At 40.3% G+C, this 26,838-nt stretch carries 25 protein-coding genes and 1 tRNA gene; 13 read left to right on the top strand and 13 right to left on the bottom strand.

All coding sequences use genetic code 11. The features are described 5' to 3' along the window. Window positions 1–75 precede the first annotated feature (75 nt). Window positions 76–474, bottom strand: a complete 399-nt coding sequence (gene mce, locus L0951_RS07755; protein ID WP_234110659.1) for a methylmalonyl-CoA epimerase — start codon at window positions 472–474, stop codon at window positions 76–78. Between the two features lie 95 nt (window positions 475–569). Between mce and rbfA the strand changes: the two genes are divergently transcribed. The 6 genes from rbfA to L0951_RS07725 all read left to right on the top strand — a co-directional run bounded on the left by rbfA (window position 570) and on the right by L0951_RS07725 (window position 9,738). Continuing rightward, window positions 570–932: a 30S ribosome-binding factor RbfA gene (rbfA, locus tag L0951_RS07750; RefSeq protein WP_234110658.1), complete on the top strand. Its 363-nt coding sequence runs from the start codon at window positions 570–572 to the stop codon at window positions 930–932. A 59-nt stretch (window positions 933–991) separates the two neighbouring features. Next, a complete protein-coding gene (locus tag L0951_RS07745) occupies window positions 992–2,206 on the top strand; it encodes an ABC transporter permease (RefSeq protein WP_234110657.1) in 1,215 nt (404 codons plus the stop codon). A 75-nt stretch (window positions 2,207–2,281) separates the two neighbouring features. Next, the gene (locus L0951_RS07740; RefSeq protein ID WP_234110656.1) at window positions 2,282–3,406 is read left to right on the top strand and encodes an endonuclease; all 1,125 of its coding nucleotides are present in this window, start codon (window positions 2,282–2,284) and stop codon (window positions 3,404–3,406) included. Between the two features lie 229 nt (window positions 3,407–3,635). After that, entirely contained in the window at window positions 3,636–5,690 is a 2,055-nt protein-coding gene (locus L0951_RS07735) for an endonuclease (protein ID WP_234110655.1), read from the top strand. 171 nt (window positions 5,691–5,861) lie between these two features. Then, window positions 5,862–6,596, top strand: a complete 735-nt coding sequence (locus tag L0951_RS07730; protein WP_234110654.1) for an outer membrane lipoprotein-sorting protein — start codon at window positions 5,862–5,864, stop codon at window positions 6,594–6,596. A gap of 67 nt (window positions 6,597–6,663) precedes the next feature. Next, a complete protein-coding gene (locus tag L0951_RS07725) occupies window positions 6,664–9,738 on the top strand; it encodes a VPS10 domain-containing protein (RefSeq protein WP_234110653.1) in 3,075 nt (1,024 codons plus the stop codon). Between the two features lie 139 nt (window positions 9,739–9,877). Here the strand turns inward: L0951_RS07725 and L0951_RS07720 are convergent. Beyond that, a tRNA-Met gene (locus tag L0951_RS07720) sits at window positions 9,878–9,950 on the bottom strand. An 88-nt stretch (window positions 9,951–10,038) separates the two neighbouring features. Here L0951_RS07720 and L0951_RS07715 point away from each other — a divergent pair. The 5 genes from L0951_RS07715 (at window position 10,039) to L0951_RS07695 (ending at window position 15,406) form a co-directional block, all read left to right on the top strand. After that, complete coding sequence (locus L0951_RS07715) at window positions 10,039–10,650, top strand: L-threonylcarbamoyladenylate synthase (protein WP_234110652.1); 612 nt, start codon at window positions 10,039–10,041, stop codon at window positions 10,648–10,650. A 178-nt stretch (window positions 10,651–10,828) separates the two neighbouring features. Beyond that, window positions 10,829–11,587 carry a peroxide stress protein YaaA gene (gene yaaA, locus L0951_RS07710; RefSeq protein ID WP_234110651.1) on the top strand — a complete coding sequence of 253 codons (759 nt, stop codon included), beginning with the start codon at window positions 10,829–10,831 and terminating at the stop codon, window positions 11,585–11,587. Between the two features lie 90 nt (window positions 11,588–11,677). Then, complete coding sequence (locus L0951_RS07705; protein WP_234110650.1) at window positions 11,678–12,073, top strand: acyl-CoA thioesterase; 396 nt, start codon at window positions 11,678–11,680, stop codon at window positions 12,071–12,073. Continuing rightward, window positions 12,070–12,630: a helix-turn-helix domain-containing protein gene (locus L0951_RS07700; RefSeq protein ID WP_234110649.1), complete on the top strand. Its 561-nt coding sequence runs from the start codon at window positions 12,070–12,072 to the stop codon at window positions 12,628–12,630. The genes L0951_RS07705 and L0951_RS07700 overlap by 4 nt, the downstream gene beginning before the upstream one ends. Window positions 12,631–12,709: 79 nt before the next feature. After that, window positions 12,710–15,406, top strand: a complete 2,697-nt coding sequence (locus L0951_RS07695) for a copper-transporting P-type ATPase (RefSeq protein ID WP_234110648.1) — start codon at window positions 12,710–12,712, stop codon at window positions 15,404–15,406. Here L0951_RS07695 and L0951_RS07690 read toward each other — a convergent pair. The 5 genes from L0951_RS07690 to queA form a co-directional block, all read right to left on the bottom strand. Beyond that, window positions 15,403–16,380 (bottom strand): polyprenyl synthetase family protein, encoded by a 978-nt coding sequence (locus L0951_RS07690; RefSeq protein WP_234110647.1) that lies wholly within the window; start codon window positions 16,378–16,380, stop codon window positions 15,403–15,405. The two genes, L0951_RS07695 and L0951_RS07690, sit on opposite strands and share 4 nt — an antisense overlap. A gap of 96 nt (window positions 16,381–16,476) precedes the next feature. Then, on the bottom strand, window positions 16,477–17,364 hold the full coding sequence (locus L0951_RS07685) for a hypothetical protein (RefSeq protein ID WP_234110646.1): 888 nt from the start codon (window positions 17,362–17,364) through the stop codon (window positions 16,477–16,479). Between the two features lie 19 nt (window positions 17,365–17,383). Then, window positions 17,384–18,319: a sterol desaturase family protein gene (locus L0951_RS07680; RefSeq protein WP_234110645.1), complete on the bottom strand. Its 936-nt coding sequence runs from the start codon at window positions 18,317–18,319 to the stop codon at window positions 17,384–17,386. Window positions 18,320–18,369: 50 nt separating this feature from the next. Continuing rightward, window positions 18,370–19,407, bottom strand: a complete 1,038-nt coding sequence (gene rlmN / locus L0951_RS07675) for a 23S rRNA (adenine(2503)-C(2))-methyltransferase RlmN (protein WP_234110644.1) — start codon at window positions 19,405–19,407, stop codon at window positions 18,370–18,372. A gap of 78 nt (window positions 19,408–19,485) precedes the next feature. Continuing rightward, window positions 19,486–20,535: a tRNA preQ1(34) S-adenosylmethionine ribosyltransferase-isomerase QueA gene (gene queA / locus L0951_RS07670; protein ID WP_234110643.1), complete on the bottom strand. Its 1,050-nt coding sequence runs from the start codon at window positions 20,533–20,535 to the stop codon at window positions 19,486–19,488. Window positions 20,536–20,913: 378 nt separating this feature from the next. Here queA and L0951_RS07665 point away from each other — a divergent pair, with 378 nt between their 5' ends. Continuing rightward, a complete protein-coding gene (locus L0951_RS07665; RefSeq protein ID WP_234110642.1) occupies window positions 20,914–21,462 on the top strand; it encodes a hypothetical protein in 549 nt (182 codons plus the stop codon). Between the two features lie 32 nt (window positions 21,463–21,494). Here the strand turns inward: L0951_RS07665 and L0951_RS07660 are convergent, their stop codons facing one another. The 3 genes from L0951_RS07660 to L0951_RS07650 all read right to left on the bottom strand — a co-directional run bounded on the left by L0951_RS07660 (window position 21,495) and on the right by L0951_RS07650 (window position 24,945). Continuing rightward, window positions 21,495–22,220 (bottom strand): DUF6090 family protein, encoded by a 726-nt coding sequence (locus tag L0951_RS07660; protein WP_234110641.1) that lies wholly within the window; start codon window positions 22,218–22,220, stop codon window positions 21,495–21,497. Window positions 22,221–22,416: 196 nt separating this feature from the next. Then, a complete protein-coding gene (locus L0951_RS07655; RefSeq protein ID WP_234110640.1) occupies window positions 22,417–24,414 on the bottom strand; it encodes a S9 family peptidase in 1,998 nt (665 codons plus the stop codon). A 42-nt stretch (window positions 24,415–24,456) separates the two neighbouring features. Next, complete coding sequence (locus L0951_RS07650; protein ID WP_234110639.1) at window positions 24,457–24,945, bottom strand: PH domain-containing protein; 489 nt, start codon at window positions 24,943–24,945, stop codon at window positions 24,457–24,459. Between the two features lie 166 nt (window positions 24,946–25,111). On the opposite strand from L0951_RS07650, the gene L0951_RS07645 reads away from it, so the two are divergent. Further along, on the top strand, window positions 25,112–25,384 hold the full coding sequence (locus tag L0951_RS07645; protein ID WP_234110638.1) for a T9SS type A sorting domain-containing protein: 273 nt from the start codon (window positions 25,112–25,114) through the stop codon (window positions 25,382–25,384). Window positions 25,385–25,460: 76 nt separating this feature from the next. Here the strand turns inward: L0951_RS07645 and L0951_RS07640 are convergent, their stop codons facing one another. The 3 genes from L0951_RS07640 to L0951_RS07630 form a co-directional block, all read right to left on the bottom strand. Further along, the gene (locus tag L0951_RS07640; protein WP_234110637.1) at window positions 25,461–25,805 is read right to left on the bottom strand and encodes a phage holin family protein; all 345 of its coding nucleotides are present in this window, start codon (window positions 25,803–25,805) and stop codon (window positions 25,461–25,463) included. A 3-nt stretch (window positions 25,806–25,808) separates the two neighbouring features. After that, the gene (locus L0951_RS07635) at window positions 25,809–26,273 is read right to left on the bottom strand and encodes a DUF2147 domain-containing protein (RefSeq protein WP_234110636.1); all 465 of its coding nucleotides are present in this window, start codon (window positions 26,271–26,273) and stop codon (window positions 25,809–25,811) included. Between the two features lie 108 nt (window positions 26,274–26,381). After that, the gene (locus L0951_RS07630) at window positions 26,382–26,813 is read right to left on the bottom strand and encodes a DoxX family protein (RefSeq protein WP_234110635.1); all 432 of its coding nucleotides are present in this window, start codon (window positions 26,811–26,813) and stop codon (window positions 26,382–26,384) included. Window positions 26,814–26,838 lie beyond the last annotated feature (25 nt).

Raw genomic sequence — 26,838 nt, 5'->3', positions numbered from 1 at the left:
TGAAAAATGGTATTTGAATACGCCTTTTCTTTAGGTTTGCAAAAATAAACTTTTTTGCGTGTTCTGCAAAAATTATCACGCTTTTTCCTGACAAAGTTCCACCAAAACTCCGTTGGTAGATTTGGGATGCAGGAAAACCACCAGTTTGTCGTCAGCACCGTCTTTCGGTTCTTCAGAAATAAAGATGAATCCTAATGCTTTAAGACGGGAGATTTCTTCGTAGATATCTTCCACACCAAAGGCGATGTGATGGATTCCTTCGCCTCGTTTCTCAATGAACTTCGCAATTGGGCTTTCAGGATTGGTGGCCTCCAAAAGTTCGATCTTGCTTTCGCCAACATTATAAAATGAGGTGGTCACTCCTTCCCTTTCCACGGATTCGTGCTTGTAATTTTGTTTTGACAAAAGCTTTTGGAAGAGATTGTCTGAATCCTGAAGCGATTTCACGGCGATTCCCAGGTGTTCTATTTTCATAAACGGTTTCTGATGATTGATAATGTTAAAATTTGGGAGTTCCGACAATGATTGTCAAACTTCCAACTTTCACACAAAAATACTAAATTTGCGGAATGAACGAAAGCAACAGACAAAGAAAAGTAGCACAGATTATACAAGAAGATTTTGCGGAACTCTTCCGGAAACAGGCAGCCGAAAGCAAACAGAGTTTTTTGGTGAGCGTTTCGGACGTGAAAGTGACTGCAGATCTGAGTATTGCGAAAATTTACCTGAGTATTTTTCCGCAGGATTTCCGAAAGCAGATCATGACCGAAATTGAGGAGAACAAATCTCATTATCGAAATTTTATTGGCCAGAAAATGGCGAAGCAGGTGCGGATTATTCCGGAACTGCAGTTTTATCTGGACACTTCGCTCGATGATGTGGAAAGAATTGAGAAGGAATTGCGCGGCGAAGGAGACAATCCCGTTTTGTAATCGTTTAAAAAATCGCTTCGCAAAAAGCTAAACTTCCTATTCCAAATTCATAGATTGATTTGAAGAACACCGCATTTTACATCGCTACCCGTTATTTGGTTGCCAAAAAAGGAAGCACCGCAGTTACGTTTATCACGTGGCTTGCTGCTTTGGCTATGATGGTGGCGGTCACTGCTATGTTCATTATTATTTCTGTTTTTTCTGGATTGGAAGATCTCAATCAGGATCTGATCGCAAATCTTCACGCAGACCTTACTATCAAAAGCAAACAGGGAAAAACACTTCCTGATATAGATCATGTAAGCAGCGTTTTAAACAAAAATCCGGATATTGCCCATTATTCAAAAGTAATTGAAGAGAAGGTGTACGTAAACTTCCAGGAAAATGGTGATATTGCAAACCTTCGAAGTGTGGATTCTGCTTATATTTTTGTAAATCCCATCCAAAAAAGCATTTTTTATGGAGTTTATCCGTCTTATAAATATTCCAACGAAGTCTTGATGGAAAACAAGCTCGATAACCGGCTTGCCATTCCGATCGGAGGAGACGGTCAAACTTCCGCAGTATTGATGATGCCGAAACCGGGAATCGGAATTATCAACAAGGAAGATGACATTTTTAATAAGAAGGAGATTTTTGTTTCTGGGGTATTTCCCGGAAATGACCAACTCGACAATACCATCATTTCGCCGCTGGAACTGGCTCAGGAACTTTTGAGCCTGCCGAAAAATTCAGCGTACCAGATTGTCATTAAACTGAAAAATCCAGAAAATGCAGATCTAGTAAGATCAAACCTTTCTTCTCAACTTGGAAACAAATATGATTTGAAGACAAAAAGTGAAGAAAACGCTGCATTTTGGAAGATGATCAATACCGAGAAACTTTTCATCTACCTCATTTTCGCGTTGGTGATCTTCATTACCACATTTAATTTGGCAGGAGCAATCATTATTCTGCAGCTAGACAAGAAAGAGCAGGCTAAATCGCTGGTCTCTTTAGGAATGAGCTTGAAATCGCTGAGAAACATCTACTTTTATACCGGAATCTTAATCGTGACTTTCGGGATTATCTGCGGATTGGTTTTGGGTACTGCTATCAGTTACTTCCAATTTCAAACCGGAATTTTCAAGGCGGGAGCAAACACAGACCTTCCTTTTCCGGTGAGGATCAGGCTTGTGAATTACTTTGTGGTGACTTTTACCGCCGCATTATTTGGCGTGGGAATTTCCTGGATTTTTTCAAGGGTTAATAAGTCTTTCCTTACGAATATTTAAGGAAATTTTAACCGGAATCCAAATTTCCACCAATTCTTTTTTCTCTAAATTTGCGGCATAAATAATTCTTTATCAATGAAAAAGAAAATTACCTTAATAATCGGTATTTTAACCGCAGGAATTACTTTTGGCCAGATCCCACCAGGTTATTATGATGGGACTTCGGGATTAACTGGTTATGCCCTTAAGTCTAAGCTCAACGAAATCATTTCAAACGGAGCGCTGGATTTGGGTTACGGAAGCGGAACAGGTGGTTTGTGGCTAACTTACCAGACTTCTGACCGAGACTATTTCTACGAAAATAATGGAACCATTTTGGATATGTATTCTGAAATCCCAAGTGGACCGGATGCCTATGAATACATTTGGGGACAGGCTTCAGTGGGCGGCAACCAATGCGGAAACGGTGCAAACCACGAGAATTCTTGCTACAACAGGGAACATACTTTGCCGAAAACCTATTTCGGAGGTCAGAATGCAGTTCCAATGGCGAATGACGCTCATTTTGTAATTCCAAGTGATTATTATGTGAACAGCATGCGTTCCAATTATCCGTATGGTGAGATTTCCAATCCAACGTGGACCTCAACCAACGGAACTAAAATTGGAAGCTGTTCATTTCCGGGATACGGCGGCACGGTTTTCGAGCCGATCAATGAATTCAAGGGAGACATCGCGAGAATGCAGCTTTTCTTCGTGACCCGATATGAAGACAGACTCGCCTCTTTTGTGCCTTACCAAACTGCATCAAGTCCATTGGATGGCACGGTGGATAGAGGCTTTAAGCAATGGTACATTAACCTGCTTCTGAAATGGGCGGCACAAGATCCCGTTTCACCAAGAGAAATTGCTAGGAACAATGCAGTTTATGCCCGACAAAAAAATAGAAATCCTTTTATCGACCATCCAGAATGGATCAATATGATCTGGACTTCTACCATGTCCACAAGCGAAACTGCTGCATTGGACCGGACGATATCCATTTATCCTAATCCGGTTAGAAACCAAACAGCGCATCTTGCAGGTTATGGCTTGGATGAGGTGAAAGCGGTACAAATCTACTCATTGGATGGAAAGCTGGTGCAGACCATTTATCAAGATTTCAAAACCTCAAAAACGATTGTTCTGAATAATCTCGCGAAAGGAACCTATATTTTACGAACAGACAGCAATCAATCTCTAAAGTTGATTGTGCAATAGAATTATTTTTATTCAGATACTCAAAAACCATCGTCCACCGGTGGTTTTTATATTTTATTTACTGGAAATAATGCTCAAAATCTTTATTACAATTCAATATTTTTAATGGATTTTTTTCTAATGACATTTAATTGACAAAGCAATTATGTTAAATTTTATTCAAAACATAGAAAACAAATTTGTGGATTTCATTTTTTGAGTAACTTTGCCCTCCCAATTTTATTTAGATATGAAGAACCTTACTACACTTATTTTGGCATTGCTCTTTTCTCTGGGATTTGCCCAGGAACCTGCAGGATATTACAACGGAACCGCTGGTTTGACGGGAGCAGCCCTAAAAACAAAACTTAACTCCATCATTACTGCAGGTCACAAAGACAACGGTTATGATGGGTTATACAACGGATATCCGACCACAGATTCCGATCATTTTTACGAAAATGACGGCTCCGTACTGGATATGTATTCTGAAAGACCGAATGCCGCTGATCCTTACAAATATATCCATGGACAAAAAAAATGTGGAAATTACAGCGTGGAAGGCGATTGCTACAACAGAGAGCACGTGGTTCCGCAAAGTTTTTTCAATTCAAAGGCACCAATGGTTTCCGATATTCATCATATTCGGCCAACGGACGGAAAAGTAAACGGAATGAGGAGCAACTATCCTTATGGAGCAGTGGCAAACCCAGCTTTCCTTTCAAAAAATGGAACTAAGGTGGGACCCAGTGTTTCCCCAGGGTATAGTGGAACGGTTTGTGAACCCATCGATGAATTCAAAGGAGATATCGCCAGAATGATTTTCTACTTCGTGACCCGTTATGAAACACAACTTGCGGGATTTTCTACCGGAAATATGTTGGGAGGTTCAGCATATCCTGGACTTCAGACCTGGGAAAGAGATGTGCTTTTGCAATGGTCTGAGCAAGATCCGGTTTCGCCATCAGAAATCGAGCGAAATAATGCAGCCTTCGTTTTCCAAAAAAACAGAAACCCTTTCATTGACCATCCGGAATGGGTTCAGGCTATTTGGGGAACGGTAATCACTGATACCCAAGCTCCTACTGCTCCAACCAATTTGGCAGTAATTTCCACTTCCACAGCCTCTGCAAATTTAACATGGAATGCTTCCACAGACAACGTAGCGGTGACATCCTACAAAATCTATGTGAATGGAATATTCAAAACCAGCTCCAGTTCTACTTCAGTGACCGTTTCAGGGTTGAACCAGGGAACAACCTATACTTTTTATGTGGTGGCATCCGATGCAGCCGGAAACCTTTCGCCTCAAAGTAATAATGCAGTGGGAACGACTTTGACGGACAGCATTGCACCAACTGCACCTACCAATCTTTCAGTAGTTTCAGTGGGAACAAATAATATTGAAGTGCAATGGACGGCAGCAACAGACAACGTGGGCGTAGATTCTTATGATGTTTATGCCAATGGTGTTTTAATGGGTTCTACAAGCGCCATTTCAACCAATATTGCCAATTTGAATCCTGTCACAAACTACTCGATATATGTAGTAGCAAAAGATGCGGTGGGAAATATCTCCCCACAAAGTAACTTGGTGTCGGCAACCACTCTCGCTGTAGGAACTACGTGTGGTGATGAACATTTTGACAATCTTATAGTCGTTACAAACCAATACTCCACCTACAACTGGGTGAGCAACGGAATTTCTTGGACTTCTGAAGATTCCAGAACCGACGAAACCATCAACGGAAAAGCATTGACTATCAGAAACGGATCGCTTACTGCACTTTCTGTACCTAATGGAATCGGTGACCTGAAAGTTACTACCCAATTGAAATATTCCGGAAGCGCCGGAACACTGAAATTGTTTGTGAATGATGTGGATACGGGAAAAACAATCCCTTATGGAGGAACAGCTTCTGCACCAATCACCACTACCCTCACCGGAATCAATATTTCGGGAACGGTGGAAATCCGTCTGCAGCAAAATGGTGCTCCTACAAACAGGGTTGCCATTGACGACATCAGCTGGACCTGCTATATGGCATTGGGAACCAACGAAAATGCAGCTTCCAAAAACTCTTTTTCTGTTTATCCAAATCCAGTGAAGAACGGTGAACTCAACGTTTCCGGTAAAGATCTAAACCAGGTGCAAATCGCCTATATTTTCGATTTCAGTGGAAAACTGGTACAGACCATTGCGCAACCTTTCAAAAATTCCGGTAAAATTTACTTGAACAATTTGCCGAAGGGAGTTTATGTACTGAAAGCAGGAACATCCGCTGCTAAATTTATGGTAGAATAATATGCTAAACTGATTTCAATTTTTTTAAAGACCGTTTGCCGACGGTCTTTTTTTTTGGGATCTTTCCATGTTTATCCATTCTTGATGCAATCCAATTTGGTGAATAGAATGTTTTTTTTTGACAAATTTGATTTTTTTATATCTTTAGTCCCATAATATTAAAAAAAGAACATGAAAACTTTCAAAACAATTTTAAGCATCGCAATGATTTCCACCGCATCAGTATGCAGTTATGGTCAAACTGCTGATGAAATCGTGAATAAGTATCTGGAAACCATCGATCCAGGAAAAAAACTGAGCAATCTGGAAGGCTTAAAAATGGATATGGTGGCAAAAGCACAGGGAATGGAAATCCCGGTGTCCCTATTCTCTGCTAAAAATGGAGAAATTCTTATGAATATCAACCTTCAGGGAAAAGAAATTACCCAAATGGCTTTTGACGGTAAAGAAATGTGGTCAACCAATTTCATGACCATGAAAGCGGAAAAAGCAGATGCAGAAACTACCGACAACATGAAGCAGAATATAGATTTCCCAGATCCTTTCTTAAATTATAAGGCTAAAGGGTACAAAATTGAATATTTAGGTAAAGAAACCAAAGACGGAGCCGATACCTACAAAATCAAACTGACAAAAAAACCAATCAAAGTGCAGGGACAACCGCAGGAAAATATTTCTTTTTACTATTTTGATGCCGATAGCAATTTACCGATTGTGACTGAAGCAGAAATCCACGAGGGACCCATGAAAGGACAAAAATCCACCTCGAAGATGAGTGATTATCAGGAAGTGGACGGCATTTATTTCCCTTTCTCACTTCAGATGATGGGACAGGAGCTCAAGGTCAATAAGATCACGGTGAACCCGATTATTGATAAGAAAATGTTCGCATTTCCTGCACCATAATTTCTAACCTCATTACCTCATGCCATAGCAATCGCTGTGGCTTCTTTTTAAACTAAAACTTCACAAAATGAAAATGATCAGATTAGCATTAGCGTTTTCGCTGACGTTCCCGATCTCCTATTTTTCCCAGGGAGAAGCAGGAATCACCTTGAAAGGAAAGGAACTGTTTGGCGATATCAAAGCAAGACATATCGGACCGGCTTTGATGAGCGGAAGGATTACCGACCTGGAAATGCACCCAACCAATAACAAAATTATTTACGTGGGAACTGCAGGTGGCGGCGTTTGGAAATCCAGCAATGGCGGCGCTTCCTTTACTCCCGTTTTCGATGAAGACCACATCCAATCCATTGGAACAGTGGCGATAGACCCGGCAAAACCTGACCAGAATATTTGGGTAGGTTCAGGCGAAACATGGACCAGAAACAGCGTTTCTGTAGGTGACGGAATATACAAATCAGTAGATGGCGGCCAAACCTGGAAAAATATGGGACTTGAAAAATCAGACCGCATTTCCTCCATTATCATTAATCCAAAAAACAGCGATGAAGTTTGGGTCGGCGTTTTGGGATCACTTTGGTCAGACAGTGATGAACGAGGAATATACAAGACCACAGATGGCGGAACAACCTGGCAAAAAATATTTGGCATAGACCAAAAAACGGGATGCTCGGATTTGACCATCGATCCCAAAAATCCAAATACAATGTATGCGAGTTTTTGGGAATTCAGACGTACGGCATGGTCCTTCAGTTCAGGTGGAGAAAAATCTGCGCTCTACAAATCCATAGACGGCGGAAAAACTTGGAACAAAATACATCATGGATTTCCGGTAGGAAAATTAGGCAGAATTGCAGTGGCAGTAGCTCCTTCCAGTCCGAATATACTTTATTCCGTGCTGGAAACTGAGAAACCCGAAACCAGCGGTCTTTATCGCTCCGATGACGGCGGAAACTCCTGGAAACACCTGAACAGCGATTTTGGTTTAGTGGTAAGACCTTTTTATTTTTCTAGAATTGTGGTAGATCCAAAGAATCCGGATGTGGTGGTGAAAGGCGGACTTTACGGTTCCATCAGCAGAGACGGTGGAAAGACCTTCAAAAACCTAGGTGCAATGCATGGCGATATCCACGATATTACTTTTGACAATTTGGATAGCGAAAGGATTTATGTAGGAACTGATGGCGGTGTTTACCGTTCCTGGGATGGTGGAAACACCATGGATATTGTAAAAAGTTTGCCGGTTTCCCAATATTATCATGTCAGTTTGGATCAAAATGAACCTTATAATATATATGGAGGCCTGCAAGACAATGGCTCTTGGTACGGACCTTCAAAGGGTGATGGTGGCATAGAATCCCGCGATTGGCATCGAGTGGGATTCGGCGACGGTTTTCGTGTGGTAAAACACCCGACCAAAAACATCATCTACAGCGAAATGCAGGGTGCGGAAAATGTTTGGCGCTATAATATCGATACCAAAGAAATCGTCACCGTGCAACCATTGCCGGTAAAAGGCGACCCGAAACTGCGTTTCAATTGGAATGCTCCCATCTTGACAAGTTTGCATCAGCCGGACCGATTTTTTGTGGGAAGTCAATTTCTGCATAAGTCCGAAGACATGGGAAAAACCTGGGTAAAGATTTCTCCGGATTTAACCACGAACAATAAGGTGAAGCAGAACCAGGAAAATTCCGGAGGATTATCTAAAGACAATTCCGGAGCGGAAAACCATTGCACCATTTTCACCGTCGCCGAATCTCCGAAAAATGAAAAAGTAATCTGGGTGGGAACTGATGACGGAAATGTGCAGGTCACCAAAGATGGCGGCCAGAGTTGGAGCAATGTAACGGCGAATATTCCGAATCTCCCAAAAAATACCTGGGTGTACCATATTGAGGCGAGTTCATTTGCGGAAGGTACTGCCTATGCTGTTTTTGATGGACACACCACTGGCGATTACAATCCATATGTTTATAAAACGAAAGACTTTGGTAAAACATGGACTTCTATTACAACTCCGGATATTAAAGGATTTGTAAGGAATTTGCAGGAAGATTTCCAGAACGAAGATCTGCTTTTCCTGGGAACAGAAAAAGGACTTTTCATTACAGTGGACGGTGGAAAAAACTGGTCACATTTTACCAACAACATGCCGAATGTGGCGGTTCACTACATCGATCTGCACCCAAAAACCAACGATTTGGTGATGGCAACTCACGGGCGAGGAATCATCATCCTGGATGACATTTCAGTTTTAAGGGAAATTACGCCCGAAGTTTTAGCTAAAGAGGTCTATTTTTTTGAAACACCAGATGCCATTATAGAGGAAAAATCCAGTTATGGCGGGAATGCTTCCGAACTGGAATTTGTAGGTGAAAACCCTTCTACCGATGCAAAAATCACCTACTATCTGAAGAAACGACATGTTATGGGCAAAATGGATCTGGAAGTGCAGGACATGAACGGCCAAAAAGTGGTTTCATTATCTCCCGGAAAACAAAAGGGAATCAATGTGGTCAACTGGAACTACAGCACGAAATTTCCGAAAATCGCTGCAGCAAAAACCATTTCATTTGCGGGGTTCAATTCACCGAAGGTGAGTGCGGGAACCTATAAAATAGTAATGACCAAAGGCAAAGAGGTCTATACCAAAAACATCGTAGTCAAAAACGATCCGAAAAGCAAAATCAGTGCTGAGGACCGAAAAAAACAGTCAGAATTGTCTCAAATCCTTTTTGACATGAATGAAAATTTAGCCTACAAAGTTTACGAACTGGATGAAACCTTAAAAGTACTGAACGAACTGGAAAAAAAGGACAAATCCTTCACCAAATTAAAAGACGCTTTCCAGAAACAGAAAGAAAAAATGGTGATCACCACAGGAGACAATTATGTAGGTACGGCAGAACCACAATTGCGGGAAAAACTGGGCGAGCTCTATTCTTCGGTCGTTACACAGTTCGCGGCTCCTACCAATTCACAGCTCCAGAATTTTGAAAACGTAAAGGAACGTTACGATAATTCATTGGAAGAACTGGATCAGCTCAATGCTAAAAACCGGAAGAAAATTGAGGATAAGGCAAAATCAGAAAATATTCCATTTGTTTTAAAGACCAAAGATGAATTTATTAGTAGTTAGAACCTTTAAATTCATTAGGATACAAATAAAGACTGGTTTTTTGACCGGTCTTTTTCATTCACTTTTGAAAACTATATTCTAAAATCTACGAACTTCAAATAAAAAAAAGAGAACTCTTTTCAGAATTCTCTTTGCCTAGTAGCGGGGACACGACTCGAACGTGCGACCTCCGGGTTATGAGCCCGACGAGCTACCTACTGCTCTACCCCGCGGTATTGTGCTGCAAAGATACAAATTTCATTCAGAACTGCAAATCTTTTATGAAAATTCTTTTTTCACCGATTTTTCCTAAATTTGTGTATGGCTAAAATCCTAAAAATATATCCTGATAATCCGCAGGAAAACCTGATCGAAGAAGTGGTAAAAACGCTGAAAAGTGGCGGGTTGATCATCTATCCTTCCGATACGGTTTATGCTTTGGGTTGTAATATTTTTGACATTCGGGCGATGGAAAAACTGGCTCATCTAAAAAAAACCAAACTTGAAAAAGCCCAGTTTTCCATTATCTGTAATGATTTAAGCCACCTATCTGAATTTACCAGACCCATTGATTCCACCACTTTTCGTTTTCTGAAAAACCGGGTTCCCGGACCTTTTACCTTTATTTTGGAGGCCAACAAAAGCCTGCCTTTGGCTTATAAAGGAAAAAAAACAGTCGGAATCCGAGTTCCAGACCATGCGGTTCCAATGTTGATCGTGGAAAAACTGGGACATCCGATTGCGTCCACCTCTATTAAAGATGACGACGAAATCATCGAATACTCCACGGATCCTGAACTGATCGCCGAAAAATACGACCATCTTGTCGAAATCGTCATTGATTCTGGTTATGGAGATAATGTGGCCTCCACAATTGTTGATTTAACGGGTAGTGAACCTGAAATCATTCGGGAAGGAAAGGGGATTTTGTGAAAGAAGCAATTTAAAAAAACTAGTTTTTGCACCAATTTCTTAAAGTAAATTTTAAGGGACACTGATTCCCCTCTTCTATCTCCCGAAAGTCAGTTCCTAAAGGGTAGCTTCCACACTAATCGAAGAAGGGCTGGTTCAAACAACTTCAAACAACATCAAATTATATCCAAAGAAATAAATGAAAATCCTCACCTCTCCAGCAAAACTAATGAATATTGAGAATTCAAGTACTTTGTTGAAATCCACAAACCCAAAATTCATTGAAGATGCGGCATTCATCCAATCCTATCTAAAAGAAAAATCTCCACAATACTTATCAGATCTGATGGAAATTTCGCCCAAACTGGCGGATGAAAACTGGGCAAGAAACCAAAAATGGAAACCCAATCCGTCATCAAAAATGTCCGCTCCCGCTCTTTTTGCATTTACCGGTGAGGTTTACCGCGGTTTGGATGCACGTAGCTTAGACAAAGAATCCATTGCTTATTTGCAGAAAAATTACAGGATACTTTCGGGATTATACGGATTGCTGAAACCTTCGGATAAAGTCATGCTTTACCGTCTAGAAATGGGGAGAAATTTCAAATTTGACCAGTACAAAAATTTATATGAATTTTGGCGGGAAAAAGTCACCGCGCAAATCAATGCAGAACTCAAATCAAAAGATATCATCCTAAATCTTGCAAGTACCGAATACTTCAAAGTGGTGGATCAAAAGAAACTGAATGCTACCGTCATTGATTTTGAGTTCTACGAAATGAAAAGCGGAAAACCAAAAACCATCGTGGTTTACACGAAACATGCAAGAGGTTTAGTCGTAAGGTTCTGTGCAATGAGCAAAGCCAAAACGCTGAACGACGTGAAAGCATTCAACCTGGAAAATTATAGAATCAACGAATCTTTGTCTACGAAAACAAAACTCGTTTTCACCCGATAATTTAATGCTCAGAATTTTGAATGTGACCCAATTTACAGTTTAAACCCACCTGTCTGCAGACAGACTTCAAAGCTAAAAAAACAAAGGCATATGAATTACCATACCAGAAAATGGATCAAACCAGAAGACCTCAATCCAAACCATACCTTATTCGGCGGACGACTGCTGCAATGGATTGATGAAGAAGCCGCACTTTATGCGATCGTGCAACTGGAAACACCGCGCTGCGTGACTAAATATATTTCAGAAATCAATTTCGTGAGCTCGGCAAAGCAGGGCGACATCATTGAAATCGGGATTGAGGCAACCAATTTTGGGAATACCTCGATCACACTTCAGTGTGAAGTTAGAAACATGATGACCCGTCAAACCATCATTACCATTGACAAAATTATTTTTGTAGGGGTGGATGAAAGCGGAAAGCCGACCCGTCACGGAAAAACCAAAATTGAATTTATCAAGGACCGGTTAAATCAGGAAGAGTGAAAATCTTCATCAAAAATATGGTTTGCAACCGCTGTATTGATGCGGTAAATATGATTTTTGAGGATTCAGAAACTGAAATAAAATCGATCTTGCTTGGAGAAGTGGAGACCAGACAAGACCTATCAAAAAAACAACTTCAGGAAATTTCTGAAAAATTAAAGCAGAAAGGATTTGCAATTTTGGAAGACTCCACTCAAAAATTTCTTGAAAAAATCAGGAAACTCATCATCCAAAAAATTGCGGAACTCGATATCGCAGAAGATTTCCTGCTCTCTAAATTTATCACTGAAAATCTGCACAAAGATTACGGCGCTGTTTCCAGGCTTTTTTCCCAAAATCATGAAATTACGCTCGAGCAGTTTTTCATTCTCCAAAAAATCGAAAAAGTAAAGGAACTGCTTTTTTATAACGAATTCTCTTTGACGGAAATTGCCGGAAAACTTGGCTACAAAAGCGTTCAGCACCTTTCAAGCCAGTTCAGAAACAGTACGGGGTTTACGCCAACCGAATTCAAGCAAAAGAAAGACAAAAACCGTCTGCCTTTGGATTTGCTCTAAATTCTGTAACTCTTTTCCCGAAATCTATAACTGAGTCCGGTTTGTATTGACGAAATTTGTATCACCAAATTCAATGACAATGGAACAAAACCATCACAATCACGAACATCACCACCATCATCAAAATCAAGATATTCTGCCTAAAGACCGAGTTTCGCCAAGTTCCGTCTATTATTGCCCGATGGAATGTGAAGGAGAAAAAGTCTATTTTCAGCAGGGAAAAAGGTGCCCGGTCTGCAATATGTATCTTGTTCCCATTGAGGAAAAAGAGGAATACAAGAACAAGCCGCAACAATTCACTAAAACAAATCTCCCCGAAACTTTTCAGGGTAAACTTGGTCAGTATTTTTGCCCGATGTTTTGTGAAGGTGATAAAACCTACAGCTCAGATGTGGGATGTCCAGTTTGTCATATGCATTTAGAACAAATTGAAGAGAAGTTGATTGCTCACATGAAGACCCACAAAGCTGCAACGCATCAACACAGTTCGAAAGTCAATATACAGCCCTCCGCAAGCAGCGGCTACTATTGCCCGATGTTCTGCGAAGGCGACAAAGTCTATGATTCGAATGTCGGTTGCCCAGTGTGTGGAATGGATTTAGTGAAAATTCCGGAAAAAAAGAAAGTGATTCAATACACCTGTCCGATGCATCCGGAGATCATTCGCGATGAACGCGGAAGTTGCCCGATTTGCGGGATGGATCTGGTTCCCATCCCCTCAAAGAATGAGGCGAATGAGGATGAAACCTACAAGATCTTAAAGAGAAAATTTTGGATCGCGGTCGTTTTCACCATTCCGGTTTTTATACTGTCGATGGGAGGAATGTGGTTTGATTTTCCTTTCTCCAACCAGGTTCAGGGATATTTGGAACTGATTTTATCTGCGCCGGTTATATTTTATGCGGGTTGGTTTTTGTTGAAACGCGGTTGGATTTCCTTTAAAACCTGGAATCTCAATATGTTCTCATTGATTGCATTGGGAGTGGCTGCAGCGTTTATATTCAGTTTGATTGTGCTGTTCATCCCCAATATTTTACCTCATGAATTGATCCATGACGGAAAAAATCCTTATTACTTTGAATCGGTTTCTGTGATTCTCACCTTGGTGATTATGGGACAAATGTTGGAAGCAGGCGCTCATCAACGAACCGGAAAAGCTATTGAGGAACTGATGAACCTTTCCCCCGATGAAGCCACTTTAGTCGTAGAAGGCACTGAAAAGAAAGTTCCGCTCTCAGAAGTGAAAATTGGTGATTTCTTGCGGGTAAAACCCGGGGAGAAAATTCCGGTTGACGGGAAAATTACGGAAGGAAACTCAAATGTAGATGAAAGCATGATTACCGGCGAACCTATTCCGGTGGAGAAAAGTCTTAATGACAAGGTGACTTCCGGAACCATTAATGGAAACGGCGTATTCACTATGATTGCCGAAAAAGTGGGCGATCAAACATTGCTTTCGCAAATTATCAAAATGGTTTTCGAAGCGAGCAGAAGCCGCGCTCCGATTCAAAAATTGGTAGATAAAATCTCTGCCATCTTTGTTCCGGTGGTGATCGCAGTTTCCATTCTGACTTTTGTTGGATGGATGGTTTTAGGCGGAGAAAACAAAATGATTTATGCGTTCGTAAATGCCGTTGCAGTGCTGATTGTTGCTTGTCCTTGTGCTTTAGGTTTGGCAACACCAATGAGTCTGATGGTAGGAATTGGCAAAGGTGCGAAAAACGGAATCCTCATTAAGAATGCGGAATCTCTGGAAGAAATGCATCGAATAAATGTGCTGATTACCGATAAAACAGGAACTTTAACGGAAGGAAAACCAAGCGTGGAAAGTGTGGAAACCATTATTGATTCCGATAAATTTGAAGTGTTAAAACTGGCTGCATCTTTAAATCAGAACTCAGAACATCCTTTGTCAAAAGCAGTTTTATATGAGTTCCGTAAAATGGAATTTATCATCACAGATACTCCTGAAAGTGCTTCGAAGGAATTTCAGATTCAAAAAGTCGAAAATTTCGAAAACATAACCGGAAAAGGAATTAAGGGAAAAATCAATGGCGAAGAGGTTTTCCTTGGAAATGAAGCCATGCTGAATGAGGCCAAAATTGAAATCCCGAATCCGCTGAAAAATCAAGTGAAACAAAACCAGGAGAAAGCAAACACCATTTCTTATCTGGTACAAAGTGGACAAGTCCTTGGTTTCATCACGTTTTCAGACCCATTAAAATCCACTTCAAAACAAGCCATTCAATATCTTCAAAACCAGGGAATTGAAATCGTAATGATGACCGGTGATAATGAGCACTCGGCGAAATCCGTTTCTCAGGAATTAGGCATCAATTCCTATTGGTCCGGTTGTCTTCCGGAGGACAAAATGAATGAGGTGAAAAGACTGCAATCCGAAGGAAAAATTGTAGCAATGACCGGCGACGGAATCAATGATGCTCCTGCTTTGGCACAATCCAATGTGGGAATCGCAATGGGAACCGGAAGTGATGCCGCAATTGAAAGTGCCGGAATTACTTTGATCAAAGGCGATATTTTGGGAGTAGCGAAAGCAAAAATCCTTAGCGAAAAACTGCTGAAAAACATCCGACAAAACCTCTTCTTTGCCTTTATCTACAATACTTTGGGAATTCCCATCGCAGCAGGTTTGCTCTACCCTTTCTTCGGAATTTTACTGTCTCCGATGATTGCGGCGGCCGCGATGAGTTTTTCTTCGGTTTCGGTCATCTTAAATTCATTGAGGTTGAATGGAGCGGATTTAAAACTGGATTAGAACTTCCTTTCAATCACATAATCCAGCATCAGGTGAAGCGAATTCTTAGCATCAGAATCTGGAAACTCGTTCAGAATGTCCTTCGCCTTTTGCTGGAAATGCTTCATCACGCCAATTGCATAATCAAGACCTCCGGATCTTTTCACAAATTCGATAAGTTCTTTCACTCGTTTCGTGTTGTTGTTATAGCGCTTGATCGTGTCGAAGAAATATTTACGGTCGGTCTCACTCGCGGTCTTTAAGGAATAAATCAGCGGCAAAGTCATTTTTTGCTCCTTAATGTCGATTCCCACTGGTTTCCCGATGATGTTGGAAGTAAGGTAATCAAAGAGATCGTCTTTGATTTGAAAAGCCATCCCAGTCAAAGTCCCAAATTCCTTCAGTTTCTTTGCCATATTTTCATCAGCATTATTGGAAAGCACACCGATTTCACAACAAGCTGCAATTAATGTGGCAGTTTTTTGGCGGATGATTTCGTAATAAACATCTTCTGTAATGTCTAGTTTTCGGGCTTTTTCAAGTTGCAGCAGTTCTCCTTCCGCCATTTCTTTAATGGTTCTGGAAATCACTGCGAGCAAATCATATTCTTTGTGGTCCGTAGAAAGCAAGACCGCTTTTGATAATAAGTAATCGCCCACCAATACAGCGATCTTGTTCTTCCAAAGTGCATTGATCGAGAAGAAATTCCTTCGTTTGAAACTTTCATCCACCACATCGTCGTGCACCAAAGTAGCGGTGTGAATCAGCTCAATCATAGAAGCGCCACGGAAAGATTTTTCATTCACTTCTCCCACCATTTTAGAACACAGGAAAACAAACATAGGTCGCATTTGCTTTCCCTTTGTGGTCACGATGAACCGGGTGACTTTGTCAAGCAGCGGTACATTGCTCTGCATCGATTCATAAAACTTTTGCTCGAAAAGCTTCATTTCCTGTGCAATCGGTTTCTTGATTTCTTCTACGATATTCGCCACTTTGTTATAAGTAATCGGTAATTAGTTATGAGCAATGATTCAGCAGTGATTTGATCGACAAATATAGTCAAAAAGGAGGAATCTATGGGAATTTTATCATGGGCGAATATCATCGTTCGGGACAAAGTAAAAACACTGTTTAATTTTCCCAAAAGGAGTTCTGAACTCCTCTCCGGAAATATAGATCCCATCTCCGTTCACTGCAATTCCCTCGATTTGTCCGATAGACATGGAAGATCCTAAATAATATTTTTTCGGTTTTTCTGTAAAGAAAATTCCAGTTTCGGTTTCCGTGAAAATGGATAGGAAGACTTCCGTTTTCTTGGTATATCCTACCAAATAAAGTTTTCCGTCAAAATACGAAGCATCAGTGACTGCGAAATCTATTTGAAAGTTTTCGATTTTTCGAGCCGGCTGCTGATCTGAAACTTCCGGGTCTATGATATAATGAGTGGTTTTTCTAGAAACCCATTCCTTAGTAAAAAGGTGGATTTTCCCATTCAGAAAGACCATCGCTTCCGCATCGAAATCATTGTTGATGTTTTTGGGCTTGAAATCGGTTTGCTCAGGATAATAAAATGAAATAACTTGGGCATCGTGGTTAGCGTTTGAAGTGCCGACAAGGCTATCCAAATTAATCCGATAAATCTTCAAATCTTTCCTGGCGCCTGCATTATTCCCAAAATCACCGATATAGATTGTTCCAGAATCGCTGGTCATCGCCTCCCAATCCTTGTTTTGAAGATTTGTTTTAATAACATTTAAAATCTTTCCCGAGTTCTTATCGATCTCGAAAATTTCGGAAGTATTTCCGCTATCGTTGAAGGTATAGAGTTTGTTTTTGAAAAAATGCAGACCTGAAGTTTCCCGGATCGAATCCGAAAGTTCAGCCACTTTATATTGACGGATTTTCAGAAATTCGGTTTGCTGCGAGAATCCATTTTGAAAAAAGAAAAAAACGAAAAGGAAAAGAAGGTTCTTCATTGCTGATCAATCAGTAAAATTATGCCACTTTTTTCTTGACCGATTTTCGTTTTTTCGCCCAATATTCCTTTTGGAAATTTCGGACGGTTTTTCCGGTTCCATCATGTCTCCAGCCGGGTGAATTGAAAAGATAATTGATCCGGTCGGTTAACTTCAGTTTCGGTTGTTTTAAGTCTTTCCAGATCTTTCGCCATTCGTAGAAAATCGTGGTGACTGCGCCATTGTCGGGCATCTTTGGATAAATTCCGTATTTCACGGGAACTTTTGGATCTTCAGCTTCAAAAGTTCCGAAAATCCTGTCCCAAATGATAAAAACCATCCCCATATTTCGATCCAGATATTTGATGTTGCATGCATGATGAACACGGTGATGTGAAGGTGTAACCATGAAATATTCCAAAAAACCCATTTTTTTAACCGTTTGAGTGTGAACCAAAGTTCCGTAGATCTGTCCTAAAGAATACATCACCATAACATGCCACGGATTGAATCCCAATAAAGCGAGGGGTGAGAAAAACAAATACCTGTAGAGCGGCTGCAAAACAGGACTTCTGAACCCTGTAGTGATATTGAAATGCTCCGAATTGTGATGCGTGATATGCACTGCCCAGAAAAACCGGGAGTGATGATCGACATAATGATGCACAAAATAGGCGAAATCGGTCACCACAAAACAGGCGATGAAATACCAAACATTCAGGTCAAAATCAAAAATCCGATGCGTGAAAAAGAAAAACATGACCAACATTGCGAATGTCTTCATCACCAAATCCAGCCCGAAGTTGATTAGTGCAAGAAAAACGTTCATCGCTAAATCTTTTCCCTTATAGAGCTGTCTGTTACCGAAATAACTGAAAAGCATTTCCGCAAAAATCACGACTGTAAAAAAAGGAATGGTATAAAAATAGAGGATCGTTTGTCCGTGTTCAGTCAGAATGTTGGAAAAATCAAGCATACTTTATTTTTGACGAAAGATATATAGAATTTTTGTGGTGCAGAAATAAATTATTCTTCTGCAGATTTATTCGCTAATTGTCCGCATGCAGCATCAATGTCGCCACCTCGGCTTCTTCGGACCATCACGGTGATTCCCGCTTTGGTGAGTTCCCGAACATATTTTTCTTCGGCGGCAATACTCCGGTGATCAAATTTACCTTCACCAATCGGATTGTATTGAATGAGGTTGACTTTACTGGGAACTTGTCGGCAATATTTAATTAATGCCTTTATATCTTCATCTTTATCATTGATTCCGCCCCAAACACAATATTCGAAAGTGACCACATTTCCCGTTTTTTCATACCAGTATTTCAGGGAATCCATAATGTCAGTCAAAGGAAAATTCTCCGAAAACGGCATGATCTCGTTGCGTTTTTCTTCTATCGCAGTGTGAAGAGAGAGTGCCAGTTTCACCTTCAAATTCTCATCGGCAAGCATTTTAATCATTTTGGGAATTCCGGAGGTAGAAACGGTGATTCTTCGTGGCGACATTCCCAAACCTTCAGGTTTCGTAATTTTCCGGATAGCTTCCACCACGTTTTTGTAGTTCATCATTGGTTCGCCCATTCCCATGAACACGATGTTTGAAAGAGGTCTGTCAAAGTAAAGTTTGCTCTGTCTGTCGATGAGCGCAACCTGATCGACGATCTCTGCAACTTCCAGATTGCGCATTCTTTTTAGTTTGGCGGTTGCGCAGAATTCGCAATTGAGCGAACAGCCAACCTGGGAAGAAACACACGCTGTGGTTCTGGTTTCGGTGGGAATGAGTACCGATTCCACCAATAACCCGTCATGAAGTTTCACACCGTTTTTGATGGTTCCATCTGACGATTTTTGAAGCAGATCAACTGCGATTGGATTGATGGTGAACTCCTGCGAAATCCTTTCTCTCAAACTTTTTGAAAGGTTCGTCATCTCGTCTAAGGAGTGGAGATTCTTGCTCCACAACCAGTCGTAAACCTGTTTCGCACGAAATGGTTTTTCACCAAGAGTTACGAAGTAATCCTTTAGTTCGTCCAGTGATAATGTTCGGATATCTTTCATAAAAAAAGTGGGGAAATGGAAGAGGGAAGAAAAATGGATGCTGCAAAATCTTCCAGCATCCAATATCCTGCTTCCACTTTATAGAATCAGCATTGCATCACCATAAGAATAGAATTTGTATTCATTCTTGATGGCTTCTTCATATGCATGCATCACGAAATCTTTTCCGGCAAATGCGGCGATCATCATTAATAATGTTGATTTTGGCGTGTGGAAGTTGGTAATCATTGAATTTGCGACTCCAAAATCATGCGGCGGGAAAATGAATTTGTTGGTCCAACCGTGATAAGGCCCGATTTTTCTATTGGATGAAACCGAAGTTTCCAGCGCTCTCATCGTCGTAGTTCCAACTGCGCAAACTCTCCTTTGTTCCTCCACGGCTTTGTTGATGATATCTGCATTCTTTTGGTCGATGATGGCTTCTTCGGATTCCATTTTGTGTTTGCTCAAATCCTCCACCTCGATCGGGTTGAAAGTTCCCAAACCAACATGCAAAGTGATTTCCGCAAAGTCGATTCCTTTGATTTCCAATCTTTTCATCAAATGTTTGGAGAAATGCAGACCTGCAGTGGGAGCAGCAACTGCACCTTCAATTTTCGCATAAATCGTCTGGTAGCGTTCCGCATCTTCAGGCTCTACTTCCCTTTTGATGTATTTGGGAAGTGGCGTTTCTCCCAATTCTTTCAACTTCGCGCGGAATTCTTCATAGGATCCGTCATACAAAAACCTCAATGTTCTTCCTCTGGAAGTGGTGTTGTCAATAACTTCTGCCACCAAAGATTCATCTTCAGTAAAGAATAATTTGTTCCCAATACGGATTTTTCTTGCGGGATCCACCAAAACGTCCCATACTCTTGTTTCTTTATCGAGTTCCCTTAACAGGAAAACTTCGATCTTAGCTCCAGTTTTTTCTTTGTTTCCATATAATCTAGCTGGGAAAACTTTGGTATTGTTAAAGATAAAAAGGTCGTGTTCATCAAAATAATCCACCACGTCTTTGAAAAGCTTATGCTCGATGGTCTGATCTTTTCGGTTCAGAACCATCAGTTTTGCTTCGTCTCGGTGTTCGCTTGGATGCTCTGCCAAAAGGTGTTCTGGCAAATGAAAATTAAAATCGGATGTCTTCATTTTTTTAAATTACGGTTTAAAAATTTAGCCCGGAAATCATGAAAATTTTCGGAATGCAAATATACAACTTAAAAAAGGCTTTGTCAAGAGCTGTCTTGTCATTAAAGAAGGCAGTTCGGGTATTTCTAATCGTGTGATCATTACTGAAATCGTCTGTATTGAAATAGGTCATCCTATGCGGATCCGATTTTTTTTGATTCGTATTTGGTCAAAAAACCGAAGGAATAAAGTGGGAAATTCAGAAGAGAGAAGACCAAAAACCAAATTAAAATAGCAAGGTTTTTCTTAGAATCAACGGAAATATTGATTGAAATAAAATACATCGATTTTCTAATTTGGAACAATTAATGCAATGCTAAAAAAGTAAAATATTGAAAAATGAAAAAATTATCACTCATCACCGGAATAATTTTCCTATTGTTAATGGGTAGCTGCAGAGATATTGTAAATGCTGTTTTAGATGTGCTGCCACCATTTGACGCACCTTTTTCAACCACTATTGAGGTTCCGTTTGCTGCGGTAAGCACCACTTCTTATACGCGTTCTCCGGAAATGAATATGAACATTGACCTTGATGCGCAGATTAAAGCTCAAAATTCAAATTTTTCAATCAATAATTTGAAATCAGTTAAGCTTAATGCTATTACGGTGGAATATGTGAGTTCTCAGCTGGGCAACAAACTTGATGTCATCAAAAACGCAAATCTTTACATCAAATCGCCCAATCTGCCGGAAAAATTGATTGCCAGTGTACAAAATAACACCAACCCAAACTCCATCACATTCTCATCCAACGATGCGGAACTGCTGGATTACTTCAGGACCAATCAAAACTCGCTCATCATGGAAATCATGGCGAGCTATCCCTCTACCGATATCATTCGGATGAAGCTGAATACCGGATTTAAGGTGAAAGTGCAACTCTGAAAAAAAGCTGGAGAAATTTCCAGCTGTTGCTATTACTTGTGCTCGGGATAATGTTTGTCTATTCCCGTGATGATTGCATCTATTTTTGAGAGGCAATCTTTATAATAGACAATGATATGAGCCACTGAAGCCAGATACATATTGCTTCGGTTTTTCACCGGATCCGAACCCAAAACCACAGGCAGGTTTCCTTTGGGAAAATCAGTGGTTTTTTCAATGATAAAGTCATTCAGTTTCAATTTTTCATTCTTGTAAAAATTGGTTCCCTGAGTAAGAACGGGAATACTTTCTTCATAGAAATCCAAAATATTGTTCTGGAGTTCATCATCTTCTATAAATAAAATCTTTCCCGAAGATTTAAACCCTTCATACCGACCGGTATTCCCCATAAATCCGGTAAAAGTTTTTAGGTCATCAGCATATATCTTCATGCTGTCGGAATTGGCAGACTGTCCCTTTTGTAAGTTCGCAAGGTATCTGAAGGCTTTTCTTTGATTTTCATAACTATTGATGTCATGATTCATTTCCTCCCTGTCTTTCTTCAAATCATTTCTAAGACCTGTAAGAAAGATTTTTACTTCGTGTTGCTGATGTCTCTCCTCACTCCATGTGTGAAGCCCAATCGACAGAGAAACCGCAAACATGATGATCAGGATTTCCGAGGAAATTTTCTTGAATTTGCTCCAGAAAGATTCGTCCTTTGATTTTGCTGTGCTGAAAATTTTTTTGGTAGATTTTACAACTTCTAATTCGGCCATAATTTATTTTTGCGATAAATATAATGATTTTAGCGGTTTCGAGGATTAGAGAAAACAAAAAACGGACAGCTGAACGTCCGTTTTTGATATTTTTTTTTGAGAGTTCCAATCATCTTCTTCAGGCCTCCATCAAAAGAGGTTATCTTTTTTCACAAAAAATTCTGAATGGTGGTCCGATTCAATTGGAAATTGTTTTCTAAAGCGTTTCTTTCAACCACTCAAAAAATTCCCTTTGCCAAACCAAACCATTGTGCGCGTGAAGAACCCAGTGATTTTCATTGGGAAAATAAAGGAATTTGGATTTCAAACCGTGAAGTCTTGCCGCCTGAAAAGCTTCCTGTCCCTGTTCATATGGAACCCGGAAATCGATTCCGCCCTGGATGATCATAATCGGTTTGTTCCACTTATTCACAAAATTTGAAGGATTAAATTCGGTGTAAGATTTCGGAACCGGGTTATCATAAGGCGATCCGCCCAAATCCCAGTTCGCGAACCAAAGTTCCTCGGTCGTCAAATACCAAGATTTCATGTCGAAAAGTCCATCATGTGCGATAAAGGTTTTGAAACGGTTTTCGTGGATTCCCGCCAACATGAAAACGCTGTATCCGCCGTAACTTGCGCCAACTGCACCGAACCTGTCGCCATCTACATAAGGCAAAGTTTTTGCGAAATCTGTTGCAGCCAAATAATCCTTCATTACTTGTCCGCCCCAATCTTTGGAAATATCTTCATTCCATTTGGTTCCCCATCCCGGCATTCCTCTCCGGTTTGGTGCTACCACAATGTACCCGTTTGCCGCCATCAAACCTAAATTCCATCTGGTGGAAAAGAATTGGGTCAATGCGGATTGAGGTCCTCCTTGACAATACAAAAGGGTTGGATATTTTTTGGCGGGATCAAAATCCGGCGGATAAATAAACCAAACTCCCATCTCTTTCCCATCGGTGGTTTTCACCATTTTAAGCTCGGTTTTTGCGGGGGAAAGTTTTGCATAAGTGGATTTGTTGATATCTGTCAACTGCTTCATTGCTCCGCTTTTCAAATCCACTGAAAAAAGGTCCGGATTGTGGTTCATATCATTTCTGGAAACCAGAAGTGTATTTTTTCCCTGTGCATAAATCTCGTTCACATCGAAATCGCCTTTGGTAATCTGGGTGATTTTCGAGTTTTTCGGATCGAGGCTGAAAAGCTGTTTCGTCCCTCGAAGTGCAGTGGTAAAATACATCGTTTTGGAATCGTGGGAAAAGAAAACATCGCCCACAACACTTTCGTCCCAGTTTTTGGTAAGATTCGTGGTTATTCCGGTTTTCCAGTCCATCACTTTGATCTCGTTTTTATCGGCTTCATATCCGTCTCTTTCCATGGACATCCAGGTCAGTATTTTGCCGTCGGGAGAGAATTTCGGATGGGTATCATAACCTTTGTTCGATGCAGTAAGGTTTCGAACATTTCCTGTTGCCAATTCGTAGGCAAAAATATCGGTATTGGTGGAAAGTGCATATTCTTTACCGCTCAATGGTTTCATCACATAAAGCAGTTGCGAGGAATCCGGGCTCCAAACAAAATCCTCAGTTCCCCCAAAAGGTCTTTGTGGCGAATCCCAGGTTTTTCCATCTAAAAGATCTTTGGCTTTATCCACAGAGTCGGAAGCATTGACCACGAAAATATGGTTGTATTTTCCTTCATTGAAATAATCCCAATGACGGTGGTTCAAATCTGTGTAGATATGTGCAGTCGATTTGGGAACATCTGAATATTTGTCTTTTCCTAAATTTTTCTCCACCGACACTTCTTTGCTAAAGGCGATTTTCTTTCCATCCGGAGAAATCACGATGTTGTCAACTTCACCGATGGTGTAAAATTCTGTCCACGTATTTCCCGCGTCTTTCGAAAGGTAGATTTTATCATCTTCGGTTGCATAAATTCCATTTTTGTCCCACTGAACAAGCGATTTCTTTCCTAAGTCAAGGTTCGTGGAGGAACCGTCTTTAACATTGAAAAAGTAATTCTTCTTGTTGGTTTTCTCGGTTTTTAAATCCACTTTTCCAACGGAATAAATCAACGATGACTGGTCCGGCGAAACTGCGGTAACACTGATTTTATTTAGGGTCCAAAGGATTTCAGGCGTCATCACGTTTTGTGCGTTCATAAGAAACGGGGCTGCAACTGCAATTAAGGTATGTTTGAGGTTCATTTAGATTGAGGTTAAAATTAAGATTAAAGTTCACGAAAATACTCAATTTCCGGGAAAATCAGTTTGCGTTTGGATATAGTTGATAAATTCATCAGGATTTTCCGGCGAAAGCATATAGACTTTTCCTGATTTCATCTTAATCTGTACTTTTTTTCTTCGATTTGTTACGTACCACACATCGTTTCCATTGAAATATCCGAAATTCCCAAAAAGTCCACCCACACCGAAAGTTCGGATGACGAATCTTAATTTTTCGATCCTCGTGATTTCAGCCACCTCGGAAAACCGGATTGGGAAATCCACAAAACTGTTTTTCACCCGGATTTCTCCTTGGTTTACGCTGATTTTCGGAATCAGCAAATAGGAGGTGATGAGCGCCGCCAAGACAAGTATTCCCGGAAAAATCGTAAAATACTCGCCAATCCATATCTGATAAACAGCGGTGAAAATTACCGCTATACAAATTCCGCCAAAAAAAAATGTCATCATTAACATGATCTTATCCATTTTTGCGGTCGGGAATTCTTTCATTAAAAAAAGTGTTATGGTTATTGAATACTGAAGTCAAAATTAATCATTTCGGAATGAACAGTTTCACTTCCGGTTTAGAAAATTGCGGGATTGTACAGGTGTTCAGATGGAAATGCACATTCGCTTGCTTCTTCCATAAATAATTTGTTTGCCTTTATGTGCCATTATGAAGAACTATAAAATCAACTTTATCCCTAATTTCATTTTATTCGCCACCGTTTTCTTTGCACAGGGAACCCTTTTCTCGCCTTACGAAGGCTGGATGGCAAATCCGGTGGCAGAAATCCTAAATTTTGAAAGTGCCTTGAAATTTGATTCGTACGAAATTTTGGATGATTCGGGAAAAGTCTTATCCCAGAACATGATCAGCCAAAAAAGAGTCAATGTTACCCAACCTCCAAACGGAGTGTATTTCTTGAAATTATTTTCTGATGATTAGAAAAATGAGCACTTTATCAGATTCATTAAAAAATAAAGAAAAGCGGTTTGATCATGAACAGTTTTCTATTTTTGATTTAGTCTTTCGAAGCGAAAATCCCGTTGAGTAGGGAGGTACTCAGTGAAAGTGCAATGCTGAAAATAAACGCCCACCAAAATCCGTCAACATGCATCCCGGAAACGAATTTCTCTGCGAGCAAAATAATCACCGCATTGATGACCAATGCAAACAAACCGAATGTAATGATAGTCAAAGGTAAGCCGAGGATCGAAAGAACCGGTTTGACAATCAAGTTTAAAATCGCCAAAACGATGGCAAAAACCACTGCCGTGGAAAATCCGTCAAAATGGATTCCAGGTAGCACATATGGAATTGTATAAGCCACCACTGCTGTGATCAGAAGTCTAATAATCAAATTCATAATTTATTTTTTTGTAAAAGCTGATTCATTGATTTTCATGAAATTCATGGTTTTCCCAATCCATTTGAATTTCCAGTATCCGCGCACTTTCATCGATCCCGTCTTAGTTATCCTTGCCGACGAATCCCAATATCTTCCAGAGGTTGCATCGTAGATTTTACCGTTTTCCCAACTTTGGCTGCTTGGTTTGTATCTTAATCCTTCTAGAACTTCCATGCCAATGATTTTTCTGTGCCTCAGTTTAGGATTTGGATTATCTGTATCTTTTCTTTCATGCATAGGAATTCCGCTGCCCAATCTGTCATCGAACCACACTACTTTTGCATGAAAATTTTGATTGACTTTATAAACTTCAACCGCCACAGAGTGATCTTCCGCGATCCATTTTCCAAGTACATCATTTTCAGAATATTGCGCAGAAACAGCGATAGAGAACAGAAATAAAAAGAAAAGCCAGTTTTTTTTCATTACTCTATTTTCGCTTCAATTTCTTTGCCAATTGAATTCAAAAAAAATATTTTAGTGGATTTCGGGAAACATCAGAAAGATGAAACGAGAACAGAAAACCGACGAATTCTACCAGTTTTCTGAATTCCTTTTCCGGCTGATCATGGCATCCACAGAATATTTGCCCGGACCAAAAGCGAACAGCAGCAGGAAAATAGAGAGGTAGAGCAAACTCATTTCCATTTTATTGAAAGGATCCGACGAGTGAATGATAAATCCAGCCACCACCATGGTGAAGGCTAAAAAGAAGAGTGCAATTCTGGAAAAAAGCCCCAGAATAAGGAAAATGGAGCATACAAATTCTGCAAAAACCGCGCAAAATAAAGACGCTTTCTCACCGATTCCCATAAAATCGTAAAACTGAATTTCTTCCCCGGAAAGTAATTGCTGGAGTTTCGGGTAACCATGTGAAAGCATGGCGAAACCCACAAAAATCCTAACCAAAAGCAAAACAAGATCTACGATGTAAACATTGCTTTTAACAGAAGTGAAATAGCTCATTTTTAAAATTTTCAGCCAAAAATAA

Source organism: Chryseobacterium sp. R2A-55 (assembly GCF_021401085.1).
GTDB lineage: Bacteria > Bacteroidota > Bacteroidia > Flavobacteriales > Weeksellaceae > Kaistella.
The sequence above is the reverse complement of the archived record's forward strand: the minus strand, read 5'-3'. Positions and strand labels throughout refer to the sequence as shown.